The organism is Candidatus Francisella endociliophora, from assembly GCF_000764555.1.
Lineage (GTDB): Bacteria > Pseudomonadota > Gammaproteobacteria > Francisellales > Francisellaceae > Francisella > Francisella endociliophora.
This window is the reverse complement of sequence record NZ_CP009574.1, coordinates 178,045-202,485: the sequence shown is the minus strand read 5'-3', so window position 1 is coordinate 202,485 and position 24,441 is coordinate 178,045. Positions and strand designations below refer to the sequence as shown.

Here is a 24,441-nt window from a genome sequence, read left to right as displayed (position 1 = left end):
AAAGTTACGCAATATTATAGACAAAAATAAGGTTTATTAAAATGTTGAGAATGCTGTTTTATACATGATTTATATAAAAGATGTATATAAATATTACTCTTGAATCATTTTATTAAGCTTTTTACCAATTACAAAAGCAAATACGGCAACTACTATTGCAAATATACTAATATAAGCAAATAAGTGTTGATAGTTATGATAACTTTCAATAGCCATTTGAGTATCAAAACCTTTATTTGTATCATATTTTATACCAGTACTTACAAATCCAGCTAGCATAGTACCAAGCTTGATACCTATAGCTGAGGTTATAAACCATGTACCCATTGCAAAGCCCATTATTCTTTTTGGTAAGAGTTTTGCCATAAGAGCTAGTCCTAGTGCACTGATTAAAAGTTCAGATGATGCAAAAAATACTGTAATAGCAAGTACTTCCCACCATATACTAATTTTTGCAGTTGGTTGATTTAAAAAACATGCTAAAAACATAGTTCCATAAGCACAGCCACATAATAATAGCCCCATAGCAAATTTATGTGGTAAGCAAAGATCTTTATCTTTCAGTTTAGTATAAAGGATAGCTAATAGAGGAGAAAGTAACACAATGCCAGCAGTATTCAATACACCTGGGATTGATTGAGGATTAACATCCATACCTAAGAAATGTAAATTTACATGATGTAGATTAAATAGTAGAACTGTTGTAAATTTTTGTTGATATATAATATAGAAAACAACAGCATAGAACAAAAGGATAATAGCAACTATAATTTTCTTTCTAGCTAGTGAATCTTTCTCTATAAATATCTGTGATGCAAATATTGCAAATATAAATATAGCTCCCCCCCAAAGAACTATATTTGCTATTTCTCCATAGGCTAATACTACACTTAAGATAGCTACTGTAATAGCAACTCCTATGATAAATTGGATTAGTGTTTTTAGGCTAAGTCCAAGCTTTCCAACACTATTGTCAACATCATTTATACTAGAATAACTAATTAATGTATTTGCAATAGCTAAAACAAAACCAAATGAACATATAAAATATGTAAACATATATCCTAATCTAGCTGATAATACAGGAACAAGAAGTGAAGCAGTCAGAGATCCTAAATTTATTGACATATAAAACATCGTATATAAAGAATCAATCTTTGAATGATCAGTATAAATTCTTGAAATAAGATTTGTTGGAGCAGGTTTAAATAATGCTGCTCCAAGAATAACTGTGGCTACAGCAACATATAAAACCTCTTTTGTAGCTATTGCAGAGCCTATAGCTAGGGTTGCATAACCAAGCATTAGCATAATACCTCCAGCAAACATCGTGCGCTTAATACCAAGAACTCTATCTGCGATAAACCCTCCTATAGCATTAAACACATAGCTAAGAGCTGCAAATGCTCCAAATAATACAACAGCCTGACTTTCTGTAAAATTAAAGCCATAATTACTCATAAAGAATAAAATAGAAGTATAACTAAAACCGTAATACCCAAATCTTTCAAAATATTCAAAAAAACATAGAAGAAAGAAAGGGTTTTGTTTTCTAAAATTTATCATTAATTTTTTACTAATAGAATTGATATCAGCCTGATTATAACTTTATTTCACTCTTTTTTTAAGAAAAAGTTGAGTAGCAGATTTATAATATAATGTTTATAATAAAAATATATTATGCTATGTAACTTAATTTATGCTACTAAATAAAAAAGGATTTACTCTAGTTGAGTTGATGGTTGTTATTGCAATCATTGCAATCATTGCTGCAATAGCAATACCAGCCTACTCTAATCACATCTTAAAAACCCAACTTCAAGATGAAATCAACAAGATGGATAATTACCGCAAAGCAATTGCTGTATTTATTCAAGAAACTGGAGCAACAAGTGATGAAGAGTTCCAATCAAATATTGCTAATGTAAAAGATAATTACCTTGGTGATGCTAATGTTGCTATCATGAGTGAACTAAAGCAAAATAATGGTCGTTTACTAGCTCATCCTGTGATAAATGGTACTACTTACCAAATAGCCCTAACTCCGCGTATCAACGATAATGGCTCGCTAATTAACTGGGAGTGTAATATTACTGTAGAGGACGGCGGCTCATATTCCACACCACCATCATCAGCAATGCCTGGTAATTGTAATGCCTCTTCTGGAGATCTAAATGATGACCAACAGGCTTATATTAATACATTTAATGAAGAGTTAGTGAGTGTTAGAAATGCTGCTTTAACTCAAGCTAAAGATGAATGGGATGACTTATATGATCAAAAAGAACTAGAAGATGAGAATAGTGCTGAAGAAGGTACTTTAGGTGATTTAAATTCTAAAATTGAAGATGCTGAAGATATTATCGATCAGCAGCGAACTCTACAAGCGGATCCTCTTGATGTATTCAGAGATGCTGGTCTTGGTACACCTAATAGTGTTGCTGGCTTTGATAATGCATTTGATCAAAAAATTACTGATTTAACAAATAATGATAATGGCGTAACGCAACTTAATAGCGAGCTTTCAACACTAGAGGCTCAGCGAGATAGTTACGATGGAGATACCTCTGATCAAGCTTACCAAGATATACTATCTGATATTGCTGCAAAAGAAACAGAGATATCTAATGCAAGAGACGGCCAAGGTTTAAATCAACTTACAGCTTATAGAGATAGCCTTGATCAAAATGATCCAAATTATACAGCTGCTGCTCAAACTGTAACTAATAGACAAGACGAAATAGATACTCTTAATACTGCAAAAACAACTTATGATAATGCCCAAGATGAAATTGATAGTCAAAACCAAACTATTTCAGGGCTGAATCAAGATGTCATCGATAGAAAAGGGGTTTTAAACGATCAGGCAAGATCAGAATCTAGTTATGATTCAAAAGTTACCTCTGCAAACCAAAATTTTAACGATGGCTTAGATGAGCTAAATGCTAGTGATGCCTTTGGGCAAGATCATGTTACTACTAATACAACTAAAGTGGCTTTGGATAGCACATCATCAAGCCAAGAATTAGAGTGATAAAACATCTTTTATACTAAGGAAGAAAAATGCAAAAACTTAAAAAAATGATTACTTTTTCAACATTAGCGTTTAGCATATCCTCAACTAATGCAAATACTTCATCAAGTGTAGATATAAATGATCTACGAATTGCTGTAGATCTATCAAATGCTGTATTTTGTGAAGAAGATTACGGGGATAGTTGTATTAAAGAATATGGCTTTTTGGGAAGAAGTAAGTCACCAGAAAAAGTAAATGTATTTATTGGCAACAATGTTAAAAGCTCTATAGAGAGTAATAAAAAGATTATTGATGAAACACCAAAAGCCTCAGATCTATCTCCTCTTATGGGCGAGTTAAGAAAAATTGATAGATCTAAAGACCTCAAAGGTGCAAATGATTCATTCCAAGCTTTTGGTATTTATGATAGTACAACAAATACTGCATTTGTAACTATTCGTGGTTCTGTAAGTATTTTAAACTGGTTGATGGATGCTACTATTGTCTCAGAGCAGTTTAGAAATGATCCCAAAGTTAGAGTGCATAGTGGTTTTAATCATCATTTAAAATCAATGCTGGCAACAAAGGCTGTAGATATAACTACAGGAGAAAAGCAGCCTGAAACTTTACAGCAATGGTTAGACAGAATGAAATTAGAGCACGGTGATTTGCATTATGTATTTACAGGTCTAAGTTTAGGGGCTACTTCAGCAGTCCTTCTTGGAGCAACTATGATAGACCAAGGAGTATCTCCCGATCATATCAAAGTTATAACATTTGGCCAACCGGCTGTTGGTTTATGGGGGTTTGTAAGTAAGTATCAGCCTCTTCTTCAAGACAATTATATTCGTGTTAGAAATATTGGTAACCCTGAAAAAGTATTTGGTAGCTTTTACCCTGCTACTATTGGTGACCCGATAATCGTTTCTACGGGACCTTTTAATTATCATCATTTTGGCAAAGAGTTGATAGTTTCAGAAGACAAATATCATTACTTTGCTGATACTTTACCAGATTGGATACCTGAGCAGTTTAAATATCTATTATCTTTGCATAACAGAACGAACTATGCTGATTTTATCTGTAGTTGTAACCCCTTGAGGGAAACTTGCGATACTGTAACAGATGGCAACATGCTGTTTGACTTAACTAGATTTAAACCAAATTGTAAATTAGAATATTAATAACAGTGGCTTATTTACTCTTTTTTGTTTTAAATTAATCTTTAATGTTTTATATTTAATCAAATAAAATCTTTTTTATCAAAAATCATGTCTCAAAATAAACAAGTCAAATTAAAAAATATGATTGCCTATGGTTCAGGTGATTTTTTTGGTGGTGGTGCTTTTACCATTCTTGGTTTATGGTTAATGTATTTTTATACAAATATAGCAGGACTCTCAGCTGCTGAAGCTGGTCTAGTAGTTGCTATTGGTAGAGGTCTAGATGTATTTGCTGACCCAATTATGGGCTATATTTCAGATAACTGGCGAGGTCCTTTAGGTAGAAGAAGATTCTTCTTTGTTATAGGTGCCCCACTTGTCTCCGTATTTGCATTATTATGGATTCCTGGGTTTGGTTTTTGGTATTACTTATTTGGCTATATTGCCTTCAACTTTATCTTTACGATGATTCAAGTCCCTTATGAGACTTTAGCTGCTGAGATGACAGACAGCTATCATGTCAGATCTAAGATGACTGGAATTAGAATGGTTTTCTCACAAAGCTCGAATATAGTGGCAGGATTTTTACCAGCAGCTATTATGTATTTCTTTGCAGATGAAAAGACTTCTTTTGTTATTATGGGTGTGATTTGCGCTATTTTATTTATGCTTCCATGGTTTTTTGTTTATAAATTTACATGGGAAAGAGATGTTGAAGTTTCTAAAAAACAATATATGACTTTATTCAAAGAAATTAAATCAATTTTTGTAAATATCTTCTCAACTCTTCGAGTTAGAGCATTTAGACTTAATCTTCTGATGTATATTGGAGCATTTGTAGCTTTAGATGTGTTTGGTGCTAGCTTTGCATATTACTTTACATTTATTCTTGACTACAATGTTAGCTCTGCCTCTATCGTATATACTTGTTTCTCAGTGATTCAGGTTATTTCCGTACCTATCTTTGCATATTTATGTATAAAAATTGGCAGCGTAATGAGTTATAGAGTAGCTATTAGTTGTCTTCTTATTAGTATGCTTAGCTTTTTGATTATTCCAATATTTAGCCCTGCTATTGCTTTTGCTCTTTTTGTAATGATTATCTTTGTATTAGGCTTTGCAAGAGCTGGATGTTACTTCACACCATGGAATATATATAATTTTATCGCTGATATTGATGAAGCATTAACTACAAAAAGAAGAGAAGGTACTTTTGCGAGTACTATGACAGTTTCGCGTAAGTTAGTTCAAGCACTTGCATTTGCTATAGTAGGTTTTACATTATCAGTTTTTAGCTTCAAAGCTGGTGCTACGGTACAGTCTAGTTCTGCCCTACTTGGTATAAATATGTGTTTTATTGGTGGAACTGTATTATTTTGTATTATTGGAGCTATCGCTGCTTCAAGATTTAGATTAACACAAGCTAAACATTTAATTTTGGTGAGTGAGTTAGAGAGACTACGAGATGGTGGAGAATTAGAACAAGCTCCTGTGGAGGCTGTTAAAGTAGTTGAAGAATTAACGGGATGGCCACATGAAAAGACTTGGGGTCGTAATAACGCATTTTAGGATTAAAAATTATGCTAGATATTTGTAAATTTAAACTAAAAGATATCAAAACTGATCATGTCATATTTGAACTATTTGAAAAACAAATCTTTGCTCAAGTATTCATACTAGAAGAGAATATATTTAGAATTCTTTTCACAAAATCCTTAAAGCCAACTTTAAGTAAGACATGGTCAATAACGAAAGATGATATACCTTTTGAAGGCGTTGATAGATTAGATACATCTAGCTTTAGCTGTCCTAATTTTGAAACTTATGGTGATGAAGATAATGCTACTATAGAAACTAATAGCCTAAAATGTGAAATAGATCTTAACGGTTTTATAATTAACTGGTATAAAAAAGAGTCTGATAAATGGACTTTAGTATCACAAGATTTGCAAACACAAGCTTATAATTTAGACTTTTGGTCAGATAGAGGTGCATATCATGCTATCAAAAAAGAGCATAATTCTATGTACTTTGGATTGGGAGAAAAATCAGGTTCTCTTAACCGTGATAAAAAACGCTATGAGATGAAATCAATAGACCCAATGGGGTATGATTCAGAAAGCTCAGACCCTTTATATAAACATATTCCATTTTTTATATCTCATAATCCTACAAGCAAAACATCATTTGGTATTTTTTATGATAATTTAAGTGATAGTATTTTTAACTTTGGTAAAGAAATTGATAATTATCATGGTCCATATATTAGTTATGAAGCCAAAGCTGGAGATTTAGATTACTATTTCATTTTAGGGGATAAAATTGCTGATGTTACAGAAACTTTTAGCACTATAACTGGTAAAACAATACTACCACCCTATTGGAGCTTATATTACTCAGGCTCTACTATGACATATACAGATCTTCCAGATGCGCAAAAACAAATGGATAATTTTATAAATGATTGCCAAAAGTATGAAATTCAATGTGGCTCATTTCAGTTAAGCTCTGGATATACCTCTATTGGAGATAAGAGGTATGTATTTAATTGGAATCATACAAAATTTCCAGATATTGAAGAATTCACTAAAAAATATTTAGATAATGGCATTAGGTTATGTGCGAATATCAAACCTTGCCTACTCCAAGATCATCCTAAATTAGACGAAGTAGCTAGTTTTGGTGGGTTTATATATAACAAACAATATCAAAGACCTGAATTAGCACAGTTTTGGGATGAGCTAGGGTATTATCTTGATTTTACAAATCCAAAAACCATCTCATGGTGGCAAGATAATATTACAAAACAGCTATTAGAAAAAGGGATAGAATCAACTTGGAATGATAATAATGAATATGAGGTCTATAATGGTGAGGCTGTTTGTTATGGTTTTGATAAAGAAATAAAGGTTAAACATATCAAGCCAGTTCAGTCTTTGTTAATGACAAAAGCCAGTTTTGAAGCTCAAAAGAAATTTGACCCTAATAAACGCCCTTACCTTATCACAAGATCTGGATGTGCTGGTTTACAAAGATATGCTCAAACTTGGACTGGTGATAACTATACAGAATGGAAAACCCTAAAATATAATCTAGAAATGGCTAAAGGTCTATCTTTATCAGGAATTTATAATTTTGGTCATGATATTGGTGGCTTTAGTGGGCCAGCTCCAGATTCAGAATTATTAATTCGCTGGATTCAGCACGGTATATTTTATCCTAGATTTACAATTCACTCATGGAACGATGATAAATCAGTAAATACTCCTTGGATGTATCCAGAAGCTTTAGAGACTATTCAAAAAGCTTTTGATTTGCGTAATGAGATAACCCCATATATTTATCAGTTATGTTATCAAGCTCATGCTAATGCTAAACCTATTTTAAAGCCAACCTTTTATGATTTTGAAACTGATGAGAAAGCATTTCAAGAAAATGAAGATTTTATGATTGGGGATCTATTTATAGCAAACATACTTGAAAAAAATCAAAGAGTTAGAGAAATCTATTTACCTAAAGGTTCAAACTGGTATGACTACTATACTGGTGAAGTATATGATGGTGGAAAAATTATAAGTCTAAATATTGATATCAAAAGTATTCCTATATTTGTTAAAGAAGGAAGCATAATTGTTACAAATAAATGTAAGGCTAAATTTAATAATTTTGAGCAAGATATTGTTTATAAGGTTTATCCTTCTTTAAATGAGGAAACTACGCAACATCAAATATATCTAGATGATGGTGAAAGTACTAAATACTTAGATAATGAAAGTGGTTTCCTAAATATTCAAATTACCAACAGAAATGATAAACTAAATATTAATTGGCAATATGAGGGTCATGATAACTTCAAAGTGACTAACCCTCAGATAATCAATATGAATAAGGATTTAGAATATAATGCTTAATCTTCAAAGTTTACAGAATTGTAACTTACCCAAATATAATAGATCTGATTTTAAAGCTGGTATTTTACATATAGGTATTGGAGCTTTTCATCGAGCACATCAAGTTTTTTATATAGATAAATTACTTAATTTAGGCGATAAAGATGCTTTAAATTGGGGCTATATTAGTGGAACAATCAGAAGTAATAAAAAATTGATAGATGATCTTAAAAAAAATGATTGTTTATACACACTATCTACAAATAGTGAATCTGGAACAACTAATACCGTTATAGGCGCATTAAAAGATGTATATTTTGCTGGAAATGGACAAGTAGAAAATCTAATACAACAAATTGCTGACCCTAATATAAAAATAATTACCTACACAGTTACTGAAAAGGGTTATTATGTTGATTTATCAACTCAAAAGCTAGATTTTAAAAATGCTGATATTATTCATGATCTAGAAAATCTTAATTCTGCGAAAACAGCAATAGGGATTACTGTAGCTGGGCTATATAAGCGTTGGCAAGAAAATGCTAGTGCTATAACGCTACTTAGCTGTGATAATATGCCAAATAATGGCAGAATCCTTAAAAAGGCTATTTTAGAGTTTTCAAACAAAATAGATAAAAAGCTAAATATTTGGATATCAAAAAATGTAACTTTCCCAAGCTCAATGGTTGATCGAATTGTTCCTGCGGTTACAGAGCAGACTCTTGATAATATTGAAAATATGATAGGCCAAAGAGATATTTGTGCTGTAGCTACTGAAGAGTTTTCTCAATGGGTTATTGAGGATGATTTTGCAAATGGTCGCCCTGCTCTTGAAAGAGTTGGTGTAGAGTTTGTTGATAATATTGAGCCTTTTGAAAAGCTAAAACTTACTATGCTAAATGGTAGTCATAGCCTAATTGCATATTTAGGTGCTTATGCTGGTCTAAAAACTGTTGATGAAGTTATAGCAAAACCAGAATTTTTTAACTTCATTAAGAAGTATATGTTAGAGATTGCTGCACCTCTTGTTGAAGGTTTACCTAAGGATGTATCAACTTCTGATTATGCAGACAAATTATTATATAGATTTGCTAATCCACATCTAAAACATCGTACTGAGCAGATAGCTATGGATGGTTCTAAGAAAATTCCTCAAAGATGGCTTGGATCTTTAGAATACTTATTAGAAAATAATGAGAATTATGATATTTTAGCTATTGGTTTAGCTGGTTGGATATTATTTAATTCAGGTATAAATGAAGATGCTCAAAGCATTGAAATATCTGACCCTTTGCAGGATAACTACATAGTCATATATCAAAATAATAGCACTATTTATAAAATAGTTAAAGAGTTTCTAAGCTTAACAGAAATATTCTCAAAAGAGTTATCAGACAATAAAGAATTAATTGAAAAAGTTACACACTATGCTCAAGAAATAAAGGCAAAAAGTGTATTAAAAGTTATTAGTAATATTTAAGAATCAGAGGTGTAAAATGATAGAATCATGGCGTTGGTTTGGACCAAATGATCCTGTATGTATAGAAGATATTATGCAAACTGGGGTTACAGATATTGTAACTGCCCTTCACCATATTCCAAATGGTAAAGTATGGCCTGTAGAAGAAATTAAAAAAAGACAGCATGAGGTGGAAAACTCTTCTAAACTTGGTAAAACAAACTTAATTTGGTCTGTTGTAGAAAGTATTCCAGTTCATGAAGACATTAAAAGAGGTAAATCTACTCGCGATGAATATATCGATGCCTACTGTCAAAGTATCCGTAACCTAGCCCAATGTGGTATTAAACTGATTATTTATAACTTTATGCCCGTATTAGATTGGACTCGTACAGATCTTGGTAAGCAAACTGCAACAGGTGCTAAGACATTGTCTTTTGATGAAATAGCTTTTGCAGCTTTTGATATCCATATATTTAAGCGTAAAGATGCAGAAAAAGCTTATAAGACTGAAATAGTATCTCAAGCTAAAAAGTACTTTGACGATATGACTCAAGAAGAGATTGATAAACTTACTGGTAATATAATAGCTGGCCTTCCTGGTGCAGAAGAGAGTTTTTCATTAGAGCAGTTCCAAGCAGCGCTAGATGAATACAAAGATATCAATAAAGAAAAGCTACGAGAGAATCTAATCTATTTCTTGAAAAAAGTAATTCCTGTAGCTGAAGAAGTCGGAGCTAAAGTTGCTATTCACCCAGATGATCCTCCATTTGAGTTATTTGGATTACCTAGGATTATTAGTACTATTGAGGATTATGACTGGTTATTTGAAAATATACCTTCTATGGCAAATGGAATTACATTTTGTGCGGGTTCATTAGGTTCTAGATGGGATAATGACTTACCTCTTATGGCTAAAAAAATTGGCAGAAGAATATACTTTACTCACTTAAGAAATGTAGCTTTAGATCCGAATAATCGTAGCTTTTTTGAAGCTGAGCATTTATGTGGAAGTACGGATATGTACTCATTGGTTAAAGAAATTATGAAAATTGAAAAAGATTCTCAGCCAATATATATGCGACCAGATCACGGTCAACAAATGCTTTCTGATTTAGATAAAAAAACCAACCCTGGATACTCATGTATTGGGCGTATGAAAGGCCTTGCCGAAGTTCGTGGTGTCGCTTATGCTGTCAAAAGAGAACTAGAAAATGAGTCAAAATAAACTACTAGCAATTGGAGAATGTATGCTTGAGCTTAGTGGTCAAATTGAACTAGGTTCAAAAGCTAAACTAAGCTTTGGTGGAGATGTTTTAAATACAGCTCTATATTATGCAAGACTAAATGAAAATGTTTCATTTTTGACAGCTTTAGGTGATGATAATTTTTCTACTCAAATGATAAATCATTGGAATGATGAAAATATAGATACATCTACTGTCATAAAAATCAAAGATAAAGTTCCTGGTTTATATGCTATTCAAACAGATAGTTTAGGCGAAAGAAGCTTTTATTATTGGCGTAATGATGCTCCAGTTAAGGAGTTATTTAATAGTGTTTCCACAGAGCAGCTAGATAAATATACCCAAGAATACAAATACATTTATTTTTCAGGTATATCTTTATCTAGATGGGATGAGAAGCAGTTAAATATTTTTGCAAATTGGTTAAAAGATTTTAAGAATTCTGGCGAAGATAAAGAAATAATTTTTGATCTAAATTATCGCCCTAAATGTTGGCAATCTAAAGAGCAGACTAAATCCTATTTAGAAAAGATTCTAAAATATGTAACTATAGTCATAACAACTTTTGATGATGAAGAACTTTTATTTGATGATGTTAACTATCAGCAAACTCTTGATAGATATAATAAGTATGATATTCCTTTAGTTATTATAAAACATGGAAAAAATCCTACTGTATTACAAACTAAAGATAAGCTTGAACATATAAGTCCAACAAAAATAGTCTCTCCCATAGATACGACAGCTGCTGGAGATAGTTTTAATGCTGCATTTTTAGCAGCGTTTACAAATAATAATGTAGGTTTACAAAAAAGTATCGAGTTTGCACAAAACTTTGCTGCTGAAATTATACAACATCAAGGTGCTATAATAGATAAAAAATATACAGATCAGTATATAAATATTTTAAAGGAGTTATAAAAAGTGAATTTAGAGAATATTTTAGCAAAACACCCTCTTATTCCAGTTGTTGCAGCTGATGATATTCATGAGGCGAATAATATATTATTTAAACTTAGAAATAAAAATATAAATATAGTTGAATTTACATTAAGAACTCCAAATGCCTTAGAAGTTATAAAGGAAGTTATCAAAACTAATGATGATTTCGTAATAGGTATTGGTACTATTACAAGTCTTGAGTTATTAAGAAAAGTCATGCGACTTGGAGCTGATTTTTTAGTTTCTCCAGGAAGCACTGAAGAGATGTTAAGATTTGCTCAAGATCATAACTTACCATATTTACCAGGTGCTGTGACACCTTTTGAAATTATGACTATTTTAAGCTATAGATTTCATTTAATTAAATTTTTTCCTGCTGAAGCATCTGGTGGAATTAAGTTGTTAAAAAACTATAAAGCTGTTTTTCCTCAAGTTAAATTTTGTGTTACAGGAGGAATAAACTCTCAAAACCAACAAGAATATTTAGATCAAGAAAATATTATTGCTATAGGAAGCTCATCGTTAATATAGAAGGAGATAGAGAATATGTTAAACGATAATGTTTTAATGCCTGTAGATAAACAAACTAGAGATCTAGCTCTAGAGATTTATCATCATATAAAAGATCTATCCATTATAAGTCCTCATGGGCATACTGATCCAGCATGGTTTGATGAAAATAAGCCTTTTGAAAATCCTGTAGAGTTACTTATAAAACCTGATCACTATATTTTTAGAATGTTCTATTCTCAAGGTCTAAGGTTAGAAGACTTTGGTATTAGTAGAAAAGATGGCAAGCAAGTAGAAACAGATCCAAGAAAAATTTGGAAAAAAGTAGCTGAAAACTGGTACTTATTTCGAGGAACTCAAGTTGGACTTTGGTTTGATGCTCAACTAAAAGATGTTTTTGGTTATAATAAATCATTTACTCCTGAAACAGCTGATGAACTATATGAACATATAGATAACTGCTTGAAGCAAAAAGAGTTTCTACCTAGAGAAATTTGTGAAAGATTTAATATCAAAGCAATAGCAACAACAGATGACGTAGCCGATAATCTACAGCATCATAAAAATATTGCTAACTCTAGTTTTGACTGTAAAGTCCTGCCTACATTTAGACCAGATAGTGTTACAAATCCTGAGCTTCACCCTGTTCATAAAAATATCAAAAAGCTTGCTAAAAAATTAAATACTAAAATAGACTCTTATGAGGATTTTATAAAAGTACTTGCTGAGCGTAGAGAATATTTTAAGAAAAATGGAGCAACTGCTACAGATCATGGTGTAACTGTTCCAAATACTTATGATCTAAGCAAGTCAGAGCGTAGAGAGTTATTTAAAAAAATCGTATCAAATACCGCATCAAACCAAGAAAAAAGTATATTTAGTGGTCAAATGCTTACTGAAATGGCAAAAATGGCTACTGATGATGGTCTTGTTATGCAAATTCATGCTGGAGTATTTAGAAATCATAACTCTCGTATCCAAAGAAAATTTGGTAATGATAGAGGCTGTGATATTCCATTAAAATGTGATTATGTAAATGGTTTATATCCACTTCTAAATAAAGTTGGTAATAGTCGCAATTTTAAAACTGTGCTATTTACAATGGACGAGTCTACATACTCTCGCGAACTAGCGCCCCTTGCTGGACACTATCCAAGTGTTTTTTTAGGACCCCCATGGTGGTTCAATGATTCTGCTGAAGGTATGAAAAGATTTCGTCATGCAGTAACTGAGACAGCTGGATTCTATAACTGTTCTGGGTTTATAGACGATACTCGTGCCCTACTCTCTATACCGGTTAGACATGATATAGCACGTAGAGTTGATGCTATTTATTTAGCAGAGATGGTTCTTCAGGGAAGAATATCAAAAGAAGATGCTTTAAGTATTGCTTATGATATTACATATACTCGGTCTATTAAGATTTTTAATCTCAGCTTATAAAAATCTTTAAAGTATTTTTTTATTATTTTCCTAAACAGAGTTTAACTCTATAAGTCTTATGAAAATATTTTCATAGCTACATTATAAGAACTTGGACCATAGGGAGCGAATGAACAGAAAGTTACGGTTTGGATTCATTTTTAATGTTGATGGTTGTTTGAATGATTTTGTAAAACCTCTACATTTTTTATAACCCCAATTGAGTGACGATATACTAACTCAGCTCCTAAATAACCTGTAAATAGTGCTAAACATACAGGTATTATAAAACCCATCATGAAGAAAGCTGATGGAAATTTCTTTTTCCTTGAAAGAATCACAGCCCAAATAATAAATATAAATATTGAGAAGGTAAATATTAACGCTATATTTCTATGCAATACCATAGCTTTATGTGCTATCATATTATGAAAATTCACAGTATAAAAAGCATAGAATCCTGCGAAGATAGTTAATATTATAAATATTCCTAACATATATAAAATCATTTCAGCAGAATCAAAACATTTTTTTGATATTCTATCTAACTTTAAAAAACTAAAACCATAACCTAAATTTAAAAGAATAAAACATACTATAGTGAGAGCAATTGAAAAATGCACTAAAAAGGGATGTATATTAGGTATAATCTCTATCATTTTTTATCTCCTTTTAATTCCCATTTAATTAACAGATACTGATAATATAAAGCAGGCAATAATATTAGAGAAAGTATTAAAGTACTAAGCATACCGCCTACCATAGGGGTAGCTATTCTTTTCATTACCTCAGATCCTGCACCTGAACTTAAAACTATTGGTATTAACCCTGATATAACAGCTACAACAGTCATAGTTATGGCTCTCACTCTTAAAGTTGCACCATCTATTATGGCATTATTTATATAATGTAGTTTCGTTAATTGATTATTTTTAAGAGATTGTTTTATGTAAACTAACATTAAAACATTAATCTCAATAGCTACGCCAGCTAAAGCTATAAAGCCTACTCCTATTGCAACCGAAAAACTATATCCAAGCAAATATGTAAGCCAAATTCCACCAACTATAGCTAATGGTAAGGTTAATACTATGATGATGACATCAAAAATATTATTTAAACTCATATATAAAAGTAAAACTATAATTATTATAGTAAAAGGTATAACTTTGAGTAGTTGTTGGTTAGCACGTTGCATATATTCATATTGTCCTGAAAATGTAATTGAGTATCCAGTTGGAAGTTTCAGGTTTTTTTTAAACTCCGATTTCACTTGAGAAATATAATTACCAATATCTACATTAGAATCAACATCTACAAGAACTAAACTAGTCAAGCGACCATTCTCACTTTTTATAATAGGGGGTCCATTGTCAATGTATACTTTTGCAACATCATCAAGGGGAATTTCGGCACCTGTTGGTGTAATAATAGGAAGAAGTTTTAATTTTTCAATAGAATCTCTTTCATACTGAGGAAATCTGAGATTAATAGGATAGCGTTCTAAACCTTCTATAGATTCAGAAATATTAATTCCTCCTATTGCAATTGAAACTAAAGATTGAATATCAGCTATTGATAATCCGTAGTTTGCTGCTTTTACACGGTCAATATCTACATTGATATACCTTCCCCCTTCAGCTTTATCTGCATATACTGACGATGTGCTAGGAATTTTTTTTAGCAAATTCTCTATATTTGTACCAATATCCTGAAGTTTAGTTAAATTAGACCCAGATATTTTTATACCAATTGGTGTTTTAATTCCTGTAGCAAGCATATCAATTCGTGTTCGAATAGGCATAACCCACGCGTTAGTTACTCCAGGTAGCTTAACAGTTGAATTGAGTATTTCTTTTACTTTATTAAATGTCATACCCTTGCGCCATTCTGATTTAGGCTTAAATTGTATAATAGTTTCAATCATTGTTAGCGGAGCAGGATCTGTTGCTGTCTGAGCCCTACCAATTTTTCCAAAAACTGTTTTTACTTCAGGCACAGATTTTATTAATCTATCAGTTTGTTGAAGAATTTGTCTAGCTTTCCCTATAGAAACTCCTGGCATTAATGTTGGCATATACATAAGATCACCTTCATTCATTTCGGGCATAAATTCATTACCAATCTTTTTTATAGGGTATATAGTTATAAAAACAATAATTATTGATATCAGAATAGTAGTTTTTGAATATTTTAAAATTTTGGCTAATATAGGTTTGTAAATGACTATAAGTAACTTATTTATAGGATTTTTATGCTCCGGCACGATCCTACCTCTAACTAAATACCCCATTAATACTGGTACTAAAGTTATAGATAATCCTGCAGATACTGCCATAGCATATGTTTTAGTATAAACTAAAGGAGAGAAAAGTTTACCTTCTTGGGCTTGTAAAGCAAAAACAGGCATGAAACTTAAAGTAATTATTAATAAAGAAAAGAAAATAGGTGGCCCTACTTCAGATGTAGCAGATGCAATAATATTCCACCGGTTTTCTTTAGTTACTTCATTTTTTTCAAAGTGCTTATGAAGATTTTCTATCATTACGATAGCCGCATCTACCATAGCTCCAATAGCTATTGCAATTCCTCCTAATGACATTATATTTGCATTAATACCTTGAAGCCTCATGATTATAAATGCACACAATATACCTATAGGTAAACTTATTAATATTACTAAAGATGAACGAATATGAAATAAAAATACTAAACAAACTAAAAGTACAATCAAAAACTCTTCGACGAGTTTAGAACTCAAATTATCAATAGCATTATTTATAAGGCTAGAACGATCATATGTTTCGATGATTTTAACGCCATCAGGAAGACTTGATTTTAAAGATTTTAATTTATCTTTCACTGCATTAATCGTTTTGAGAGCGTTCTCTCCTGTTCTCATTACTATAATCCCGCCTACAGTATCACCTTGACCATTTAAGTCAACAACTCCGCGCCTCATTTCAGGTCCAACTTTAATAGTTGCCACATTTTTAAGTAATACAGGGGTTCCGTTATTTTCTATTCCAACAGGTATATTTTCTATAGATTTAATATCTTTTAAATAACCATTTGTTCTAACCATATACTCAGCTTCAGCTAACTCTATAACAGACCCTCCGACCTCCTGATTTGAATTAGTTATTGCTGTTTTAATTTGTTTAATACTCAACTTATAAGCTCTCATTGCATTGAGATTAAGTTCTATTTGATACTGTTTTACCATTCCTCCTACAGTTGCTACTTCAGAAACCCCTGAAATAGTTTGTAATTCATATTTTAAGAACCAATTCTGTAGACTAGTTAATTTTGAAATATCTAAGGTGTGTGATGTATCAATTAACGCATACTCGTAAATCCACCCGACTCCAGTTGCATCTGGTCCTAAAGACATTTTAGCTGATTTAGGCAATTCAGATGATATTTGATTTAAAACCTCTAAAACTCGAGATCTAGCCCAATACATATCTGTATTTTCATTAAAAATAATATATACATAGGAGTCACCAAAGAAAGAATATCCTCTTACTGTTTGTGCTCCTGGAACTGTTAATAATGCAGAAGATAACGGATAAGTAATCTGATCCTCTACTACTTGTGGTGCTTGACCTGGATAACTTGTTTTTACTATAACCTGTACATCTGATAGGTCAGGTATAGCATCAACAGGAGTATTTTTAACTGAATAAATACCCACACCTAAGAGAAAAAACATAGCAACCAATACTAAGAATCTATTTTTAATCGACCAGTTAACTACTTTGGTAATCATTTTTATGATCCTTTTGATTCTTTTAAGCTAATAGAAATAATAATATTATTTGGAGCATTTTTTATATATTCAAACTTAATAGATTCACCTAATTTAAGGTCATTAATATCTATATTTTTCTCGAGTTTGAAGCTCATATCCATATTCATTTTTTGATGGAATACAGTTATTTCACTACTGACCTTATTAATCCTTTTAATAATTCCTTGAGCTGAAAAAACATTATTTTGTTTACTATTATTAGTAGAATCTGAAAGAGTTAATCTTTTTAAACTTTCTTGAATATTAGACTCTGAATCAATTAGAAAATGCGAAGAAATAACAACTTCATCATTTGCTTGTAATCCTTGTAAGATCTGAGTATATCCTTGAGCTGTTTGACCTATTTTTACTTTTTTAGCAAAAAAATCATTACCATTTTTTACAATCACATAATCAAGATCTTTACGTCTTATTATAGCAGAAGTGGGTATAGTTAACTGTCTAGTTAAATTGTGTTCTATAGATATATCCGTATATAAGTTAGGCCTTAACAAATATTTTTCATTATTAAGTGTAGCTCTAACTGAAATAGTTCTTGTAGTGGGACTGATTTTAGGAGAAATAAAGTCTATTTTCCCAGTTATATTTGCATTAATTTTATCATTTTTGATTATTAGCTTATCACCAACTTTAATATCTTTAGCTTGACCAGGAAATAATTCAGCACTTATCCATACGTTATCAAGATTAGCAATTGTTAAAATATTTGTATTATTTTCAACATACATGCCTTCCCGGGTTTCAATATTTGAAACAAAGCCAGAAATTGGTGCTACTATATCTATTAATAAATCAGGTTTTCTATTTTTCTCTATACGTTTAATTTGTTCCTCAGAAACTCCAAGAGATAGAAGCCTACTCTTTGAATTTAAAGCATAATCTTTACCCCTAAATATTCCATTTAAATAATCTTGCTCATCTACATATAATTCAGGTGAATATACTTTTGCTATTACCTGACCTTTTTCAACTCTATCACCAACCTCACTTACATATAGCTCTTTAATCCAAGCTTTTCTATATAGATGAATATGTTCTATATTATTCTTATTTTCTTTTATTATCCCAAGAGTATTTATGCTTTCTGTAAGACTTCTACTTTTAGCTTTAGCAATTTCAATACCAATATTATTAATTACTTTGGGAGAGATAGTAACTCCAAGAGAATCAGACTTTTCTGCATAAACAGGTATTAGCTCCATACCCATTGGAGACTTGCCTGGTTTGTCACTTTTATAGTTAGGATCCATAGGAGCTACCCAATATAAAGGATTATCAGATAGTTCGTTCTCTAATTTATTAGTTTTCTCTATATAAACAAAATGATATAAACTCAATCCCATTATTACTCCGGTGAGTAATAAGAGTATGATTTTAAAAACTTTATGAATTTTTTTTATCATAAGAATTCCTATTTTTAACAGAGTTTATTTTTTTGTTTCTATAAATGTCATCATTCCAGAATGCATGTGATATAGCATATGACAATGTATAAACCATTTACCTTTAGCGTCTGCTTTTAAAGCAATTGTCACACTTGATTTAGGCTCAACATATATAGTGTCACGTATAACACCATCTTTGAGTGGTTTTCCATTTATATCAACTACTTTAAAAACATGTCCATGTATATGTATTGGGTGAGACATACCAGTATTATTTTCAATCTTAAATAGATAAGTTTTTCCATAGTTTAACTCTATTGGAGATATATTTGGCCAGGTTTGCCCATTAATCTGCCAAACATAACTTTGCATATCACCACTTAATTTCAAATCTATAGTTTTTTCAATATCAGAGGTATCTATATCATCATTTTTAGCATGAAGCCTTCTTAATTGATCATAGCTAAATGCTTTAGAATCAGTTTTAGACAGTTTCTCTATAGTTAGTTTTTTAACACTTTTTTTAGTCTCAGTAGTTAAGATAATACCAGTTTGATCTTTCTCTCCCTCAACTTGACCTAATATAGGAAAAACACCTGAGGCTGGAATTGTAATTTCTACATCCATCCTTTGAGCTATAGCTAATTGGAAAGTACTATCTTTATAAGATTTAACATTAACTCCATCGACAGCGATAACCTTACCTTTTAATTTACCTAGATTTATCCAAAAATTTGTTGATGACGAACCATTGATAAATCTTAAACGATATTTTTCTCCTGGTATTACTTGTTTTATTTCAGGATTATCAACACTTTTATAATTTGTCAAAAATGCATCATATGAAACATCATTTAAATCTGGCTTCATATCATTATCCATTGCCATACCCATGTTGTGCATAGCATGCATATGATGATTAGTGTTATCACTATGTTTAAGATCTTTTATGATCTTTTCTGGTTTTTTAAAACTAAAGTCTTGAAACATAATTACTATATCATTTTTAGGATTATATCCCTTTGGATAAATTATAAGAGGTGCCTCTACATATGTTTGCTCCTGAAAACCATAATGTGAGTGCATCCAGAATGTACCACTCTGCTTTAGTTTAAAATTATAATTATAAGACTCTCCAGGCTTTATATATGGTTGTGTAAGTTCAGTACCATCAGCTTTATTTGGTAATAATAATCCATGCCAGTGTAGTACGGTCGGCTCTTTTAAACCATTTTTAACTGTAACATTAAAGTTATCACCTTCGGTTCCATAGTAACCCCAGGTCCCATCTGGTTGAACTACTGTATTTACAACAACATTTTTACCATCAACTTGTATAGTTTTATTAGTTACTAATAGTTCTACACCATCCTTATTTTTAGGATAAAAAAATACAGCTAATAAAATTATTACTACTACTAATAATAAAACAAACAAAAGTTTCTTTAATTTTTTCATTTTAGACCTTAACCATTTACTATATACATAGCACCCATACACCCATAATTATCATCATTATATTTTCAGTTAATGATAAAAAACCAAGAGGCACTTTACTATTGCCACCAACACAAGCACACTTAAGTTCACGCTTTTGGATATATACAGCATAATATACTGAGACAGCTCCTATAGAACCGATAATTATCGCGATCACAGCTATTATTGAAGTAAATATACTTGCCACGATCCCTATACCAACAACTGCTTCTGCAAATGGATAAATATATGCATAATGTAGCCATCTCATAGCTAATAAATCATATGTGATAAATTGATTTAAAAATTTCTCGATATCCTGGAGTTTTAACATAGCTAATATAGATATGCTAAAGCCCATAAATAATTTAATGATAGATAAAAAACCTAAGCCATATGTATAACTAGTTGCACTAGCTAATAAAAAGGCTATAGCAAAAACAGCTATAACAGGAGTATATGATTTTTCTTTTTTAGGTTTATCCTCTCCAAAAAATACTAGAAGATCATCGTAACCACCGATTCGCTTACCATCTATAAAAGTTTGTGGAGTAGTCTTTACACTATGCTCTTCTTTAAATTTATCAGTCTCTTCTCTAGTTTTTAGATGATTATCTTCAACTTCATAACCTTTTTTTTTCAAAAGATCTTTAGCTTTTATACCATATGGACAAATATGCTTATCTGTAACCATTCGATAAAGAACAGCTTTTTTTACTATGTTTTGCTGATTATCACTCATAATGACTCCTTCAATTTACTCGTACTTTTTTAGTAGAGCCATAATCTCTGAGATTTTTTCCTCTCGAGCATCTTGATCATTATGACACTCCTCCAAACAAGACTTCATATGTGTTTCTAAAACTGCTAGTTCTACAGCTTTTAAAGCACTTCTTGCTGCCTTTATTTGAGTCATGATATCTACACAGTATCTATTCTCATTGATCATCTTTTTTATAGCCTCAACTTGACCAGCTACTCTGTTTAACTTGCTTAAATGTTTCGAATGACAAGGATGCATATTTGTAAATTTATTTAATAAACACTAATTTTATTATATACCCTATGGCGGTATATTGTAAATAATTTTATCTTGTTTAGTACTTTTAGGAGCGAATTAACAGAAAATTACGGTTTCAAACGAATTTTTAGATATTTCTACTATTCAAACCGTAACTTTCTGTAAGAAATTCCACAAACACAGGATATGCTACTCTGTTTCAATGAAATATGTACCATTTGGCAATACATGCTTGAATGGTAGCAGTGATATATGAGATAGAGTTTCTTTACTAACCTTTATATTCTGTTTTTCTAATGATTTTATTATTTCGTCTATTTTTATAGTGTTCCACATCAATATGGCATTTGAAACCAAGCTTAGACTACTAGCTTTATTCATTATCTCTTCATAATCACCAGTAGTAAATTCTCCTTGATTAGCAAAGAATATCCAGCGAGGGAGCTTATGTCTATATTCTCCTTTATTAAGCTGAGTTTGAACCGTTTGTCTTAGATCTTTATCGGTTAGATATTGAAGTATATATTTGGTTTTTACAATCCTACCAAGATTTATAAAAGCTCGTGTTAATCTATCAGCTGGGCCACTACTGGTTAAACGTTGAACAACAATGTTTGCTTGAACAGTTTTTCTTTTCAGCGATATCGCTATTCTTAATATATTATCCCATTGTTCTTGGATTATATCTAAGTCAACTATCTTTGTAAGTAATGACTCAAAAGCCCCATATGAATAATTTCTATCAACTTTATACAACTGCTGATCTTTTAAATCCTTAATTCTAGGCATAAAGAAAAAATCTAATATATAAAACATCGCAAAGACTATTTCTGTATATCCATGAGTATCAGTAGTGTGAGCTTTAATACCTAGGACAGTATTATTTTCTAATAATCCATCTAAAACATATAGTGCTTCACGAGGTCCACAAGATATAGCTTTAGTATGATAAACAGAAAGTTGATCAGAGACATGTGTATATATTCCTATAGCTTTCTCATAATAGCCATAGTATCTTGGATAGTGAGAAGCCATTAAAGAGCTTGCTCTTATTTTAAACCTCTGTAAATCTGAAGATGAGATTTTTCCATCACCTTGTATAGAGCTTAAAGGATGATTATGATGATGCTTTACTATTTCAGCACTTGCTTGATTAATATTTTCCTCATTTATATAAGTTCCAATAACATGTCTAAGCATATCAACAGTTATTCCAGGAACACTTGCACTAGTTGCTTGGATACCTAAATTTGTAGCTTGAGATATAATGGCTGCTATTAAAGTTTTATAAAAATTATTTGGTCTAGATTTGTGTCCTTGAATAGGTGTAAAGTACTTACTAAAACCTGTGACTTTATCTATATCTATAAGTAATTGCTCTATACGTATTGGAGATAGTCCTGACTCTATTAACTTTTGTATTTTTTCAACCTCGTCAGAGACGATTAGTTTATCTTTTCTTTTAAGCTTTAGCTGGCCATTAATAATAGTTGCAAAATCATCTTTATTCCAGGCTTTCACATACTCTGCAAGTTCATTGTTAAAACCATTTACTAACTCAGATTTTATAATATATTGTGATGATAAGCCTAGCTCATTAGGCGCTTGCTGTCTTACATTCTCCCATGTTAGATCATCAATCATCATATTCCAAAATGGTATATGCTGTCTACTTTCAGCAAGATAGAGATCTCCAGATCGTAATTTTTCACGCATTTCTATAGCTACACTAAGTTCCCAAGCATTTCTATTAACCTTATTATTATCTTTTAACCTAGAGGATAAATCTTTAGTAGCAAAATCATGTGGTGCATTTGAAGGAAGTGTTTTTATTTTACTAGCATCTAAATCTCTTATTATATTTATGCATTCGAGTAAGTACTCACTGCCACTCTCAACTTTAAAAGGTAAATTAATAAAATTGGCAAAGTATTTTCTGAAATTTGGATATCTACGTAAAATTGTGTCACTTAACCCTTTCTCATCTAATAGTTTGTAAGCTTTTAGATTATTTTTATGTTCAAGTAATTTTGAGTCTTGTATTTGATCAAATAATGACTCAATACTAATATTGTCATCCTTTTTAGCATTTAAAATAAGTTCACTAAATTCAATCATATAATCTACATCTTTTCCATGAGATCTACGATTCTGTTTGAACTTTTTTTCATAAGCATTTTTACAGCTGCGTAACATTTCCTGTATAAATTGATCATGCATTTTGATTAAGTTATCTAGCAAATACTTTTTACTTTCAATAAGAAAACAAATCATTAATGCATATCGTTTATGTCCATTAAACCTTTTGATATCTCTAGAATTATAGTTTTTAGTTAGCTTAAAAATATAGGCTAAGAATTTTGAATTTATAAAATTGCTATTAATTCTTTCAAGATTAAAAGAACTTAGCTTTTCATATAATTGCAAATATGTGTTTATAGAAGAAGCAGTTGAATATGGGGGATATTGTTTTAGCTGACTAAAATATGATTTAGAGTCATTGGATGAATCTAATGCTTCATCTATCTGTTCTTTAAGATCAATAGGCAAGCTATTATAAATCTTTTCAAATATTTCACTATGAACTTTATTACAAATACTTGTTATAGTTCTGTCTAATACTGATTTACCTGGAATGACTATTTTATTTTTAAGTAGAAATGCTTGAGCTTCATTATTTAACTCATTTGGCAACATACCTTGTCTAGCCTCTGACTCTATCCATGCTTCAAAGCCTAAAATAATTAAGCCTTCATATTTTTCAAATTCTAAATATGATAATAATTTTTGGCGATGTTCTGTAATAGTTGCTTTACGAGATGGCTCATTAACTATCAAAGTAGGTGGCAATTTTAACTGCTTACTTAAGTAGTTAATGATATCAGCAGGAATATCATTACAATATTGAATAAATTTACCATTGTTTCGTAAAGAGCATAGTTGTATGGATAAATATAATCTGAATTCAGCTTTTACGCTTTTAACTTCGTTTTTATCATCTTCTGATAATGTCCAATTTTTAATAATAAGTTCTTGAGATAATTTCTTTTCCATAATTTTGTCCATTTAGAGTATAGTCTAATCTGACTGTCA

The 24,441-nt window shown here is 31.1% G+C and carries 16 protein-coding genes and 1 pseudogene; 9 read left to right on the top strand and 8 right to left on the bottom strand.

The window, feature by feature from the left end:
* Window positions 1-93: 93 nt before the first annotated feature.
* Window positions 94-1,566: a peptide MFS transporter gene (locus QI37_RS00990; protein WP_040007734.1), complete on the bottom strand. Its 1,473-nt coding sequence runs from the start codon at window positions 1,564-1,566 to the stop codon at window positions 94-96.
* 133 nt (window positions 1,567-1,699) lie between these two features.
* Between QI37_RS00990 and QI37_RS10480 the strand changes: the two are divergent.
* The 9 genes and pseudogenes from QI37_RS10480 to uxaC form a co-directional block, all read left to right on the top strand.
* Window positions 1,700-1,802, top strand: a pseudogene (locus QI37_RS10480) (prepilin-type N-terminal cleavage/methylation domain-containing protein); the annotation flags it as partial.
* Between the two features lie 1,261 nt (window positions 1,803-3,063).
* Window positions 3,064-4,200 (top strand): lipase family protein, encoded by a 1,137-nt coding sequence (locus QI37_RS00980; protein ID WP_040007732.1) that lies wholly within the window; start codon window positions 3,064-3,066, stop codon window positions 4,198-4,200.
* Window positions 4,201-4,287: 87 nt separating this feature from the next.
* Window positions 4,288-5,748 (top strand): MFS transporter, encoded by a 1,461-nt coding sequence (locus QI37_RS00975; protein ID WP_052399112.1) that lies wholly within the window; start codon window positions 4,288-4,290, stop codon window positions 5,746-5,748.
* 11 nt (window positions 5,749-5,759) lie between these two features.
* Window positions 5,760-8,090, top strand: coding sequence for a glycoside hydrolase family 31 protein (locus QI37_RS00970; protein WP_052399111.1), 2,331 nt, complete (start codon window positions 5,760-5,762; stop codon window positions 8,088-8,090).
* Window positions 8,083-9,549 carry a mannitol dehydrogenase family protein gene (locus QI37_RS00965; protein ID WP_040007727.1) on the top strand — a complete coding sequence of 489 codons (1,467 nt, stop codon included), beginning with the start codon at window positions 8,083-8,085 and terminating at the stop codon, window positions 9,547-9,549. Before QI37_RS00970 ends, QI37_RS00965 begins: the two co-directional genes overlap by 8 nt.
* A 16-nt stretch (window positions 9,550-9,565) precedes the next feature.
* Complete coding sequence (uxuA, locus tag QI37_RS00960) at window positions 9,566-10,756, top strand: mannonate dehydratase (RefSeq protein ID WP_040007725.1); 1,191 nt, start codon at window positions 9,566-9,568, stop codon at window positions 10,754-10,756.
* Window positions 10,743-11,696, top strand: a complete 954-nt coding sequence (locus QI37_RS00955; protein ID WP_040007723.1) for a sugar kinase — start codon at window positions 10,743-10,745, stop codon at window positions 11,694-11,696. Before uxuA ends, QI37_RS00955 begins: the two co-directional genes overlap by 14 nt.
* Window positions 11,697-11,699: 3 nt before the next feature.
* Window positions 11,700-12,248 carry a bifunctional 4-hydroxy-2-oxoglutarate aldolase/2-dehydro-3-deoxy-phosphogluconate aldolase gene (locus QI37_RS00950; protein ID WP_040007721.1) on the top strand — a complete coding sequence of 183 codons (549 nt, stop codon included), beginning with the start codon at window positions 11,700-11,702 and terminating at the stop codon, window positions 12,246-12,248.
* A gap of 15 nt (window positions 12,249-12,263) precedes the next feature.
* On the top strand, window positions 12,264-13,670 hold the full coding sequence (uxaC, locus tag QI37_RS00945) for a glucuronate isomerase (RefSeq protein WP_040007719.1): 1,407 nt from the start codon (window positions 12,264-12,266) through the stop codon (window positions 13,668-13,670).
* Between the two features lie 140 nt (window positions 13,671-13,810).
* On the opposite strand, the gene QI37_RS00940 is transcribed toward uxaC, so the two are convergent.
* The 7 genes from QI37_RS00940 to QI37_RS00910 form a co-directional block, all read right to left on the bottom strand.
* The gene (locus QI37_RS00940) at window positions 13,811-14,308 is read right to left on the bottom strand and encodes a DUF2231 domain-containing protein (protein WP_040007718.1); all 498 of its coding nucleotides are present in this window, start codon (window positions 14,306-14,308) and stop codon (window positions 13,811-13,813) included.
* The gene (locus tag QI37_RS00935) at window positions 14,305-17,364 is read right to left on the bottom strand and encodes an efflux RND transporter permease subunit (RefSeq protein WP_425460485.1); all 3,060 of its coding nucleotides are present in this window, start codon (window positions 17,362-17,364) and stop codon (window positions 14,305-14,307) included. Before QI37_RS00935 ends, QI37_RS00940 begins: the two co-directional genes overlap by 4 nt.
* A 59-nt stretch (window positions 17,365-17,423) precedes the next feature.
* Complete coding sequence (locus tag QI37_RS00930) at window positions 17,424-18,866, bottom strand: efflux RND transporter periplasmic adaptor subunit (protein ID WP_044526204.1); 1,443 nt, start codon at window positions 18,864-18,866, stop codon at window positions 17,424-17,426.
* A gap of 24 nt (window positions 18,867-18,890) precedes the next feature.
* Window positions 18,891-20,306, bottom strand: coding sequence for a multicopper oxidase family protein (locus QI37_RS00925; protein ID WP_040010627.1), 1,416 nt, complete (start codon window positions 20,304-20,306; stop codon window positions 18,891-18,893).
* A gap of 19 nt (window positions 20,307-20,325) precedes the next feature.
* On the bottom strand, window positions 20,326-21,069 hold the full coding sequence (locus tag QI37_RS00920; protein ID WP_040007702.1) for a MauE/DoxX family redox-associated membrane protein: 744 nt from the start codon (window positions 21,067-21,069) through the stop codon (window positions 20,326-20,328).
* 15 nt (window positions 21,070-21,084) lie between these two features.
* Window positions 21,085-21,348 (bottom strand): metal-sensitive transcriptional regulator, encoded by a 264-nt coding sequence (locus tag QI37_RS00915; protein WP_040007701.1) that lies wholly within the window; start codon window positions 21,346-21,348, stop codon window positions 21,085-21,087.
* A gap of 189 nt (window positions 21,349-21,537) precedes the next feature.
* Window positions 21,538-24,402, bottom strand: a complete 2,865-nt coding sequence (locus QI37_RS00910) for a Tn3 family transposase (RefSeq protein ID WP_158409058.1) — start codon at window positions 24,400-24,402, stop codon at window positions 21,538-21,540.
* Between the last annotated feature and the right edge of the window lie 39 nt (window positions 24,403-24,441).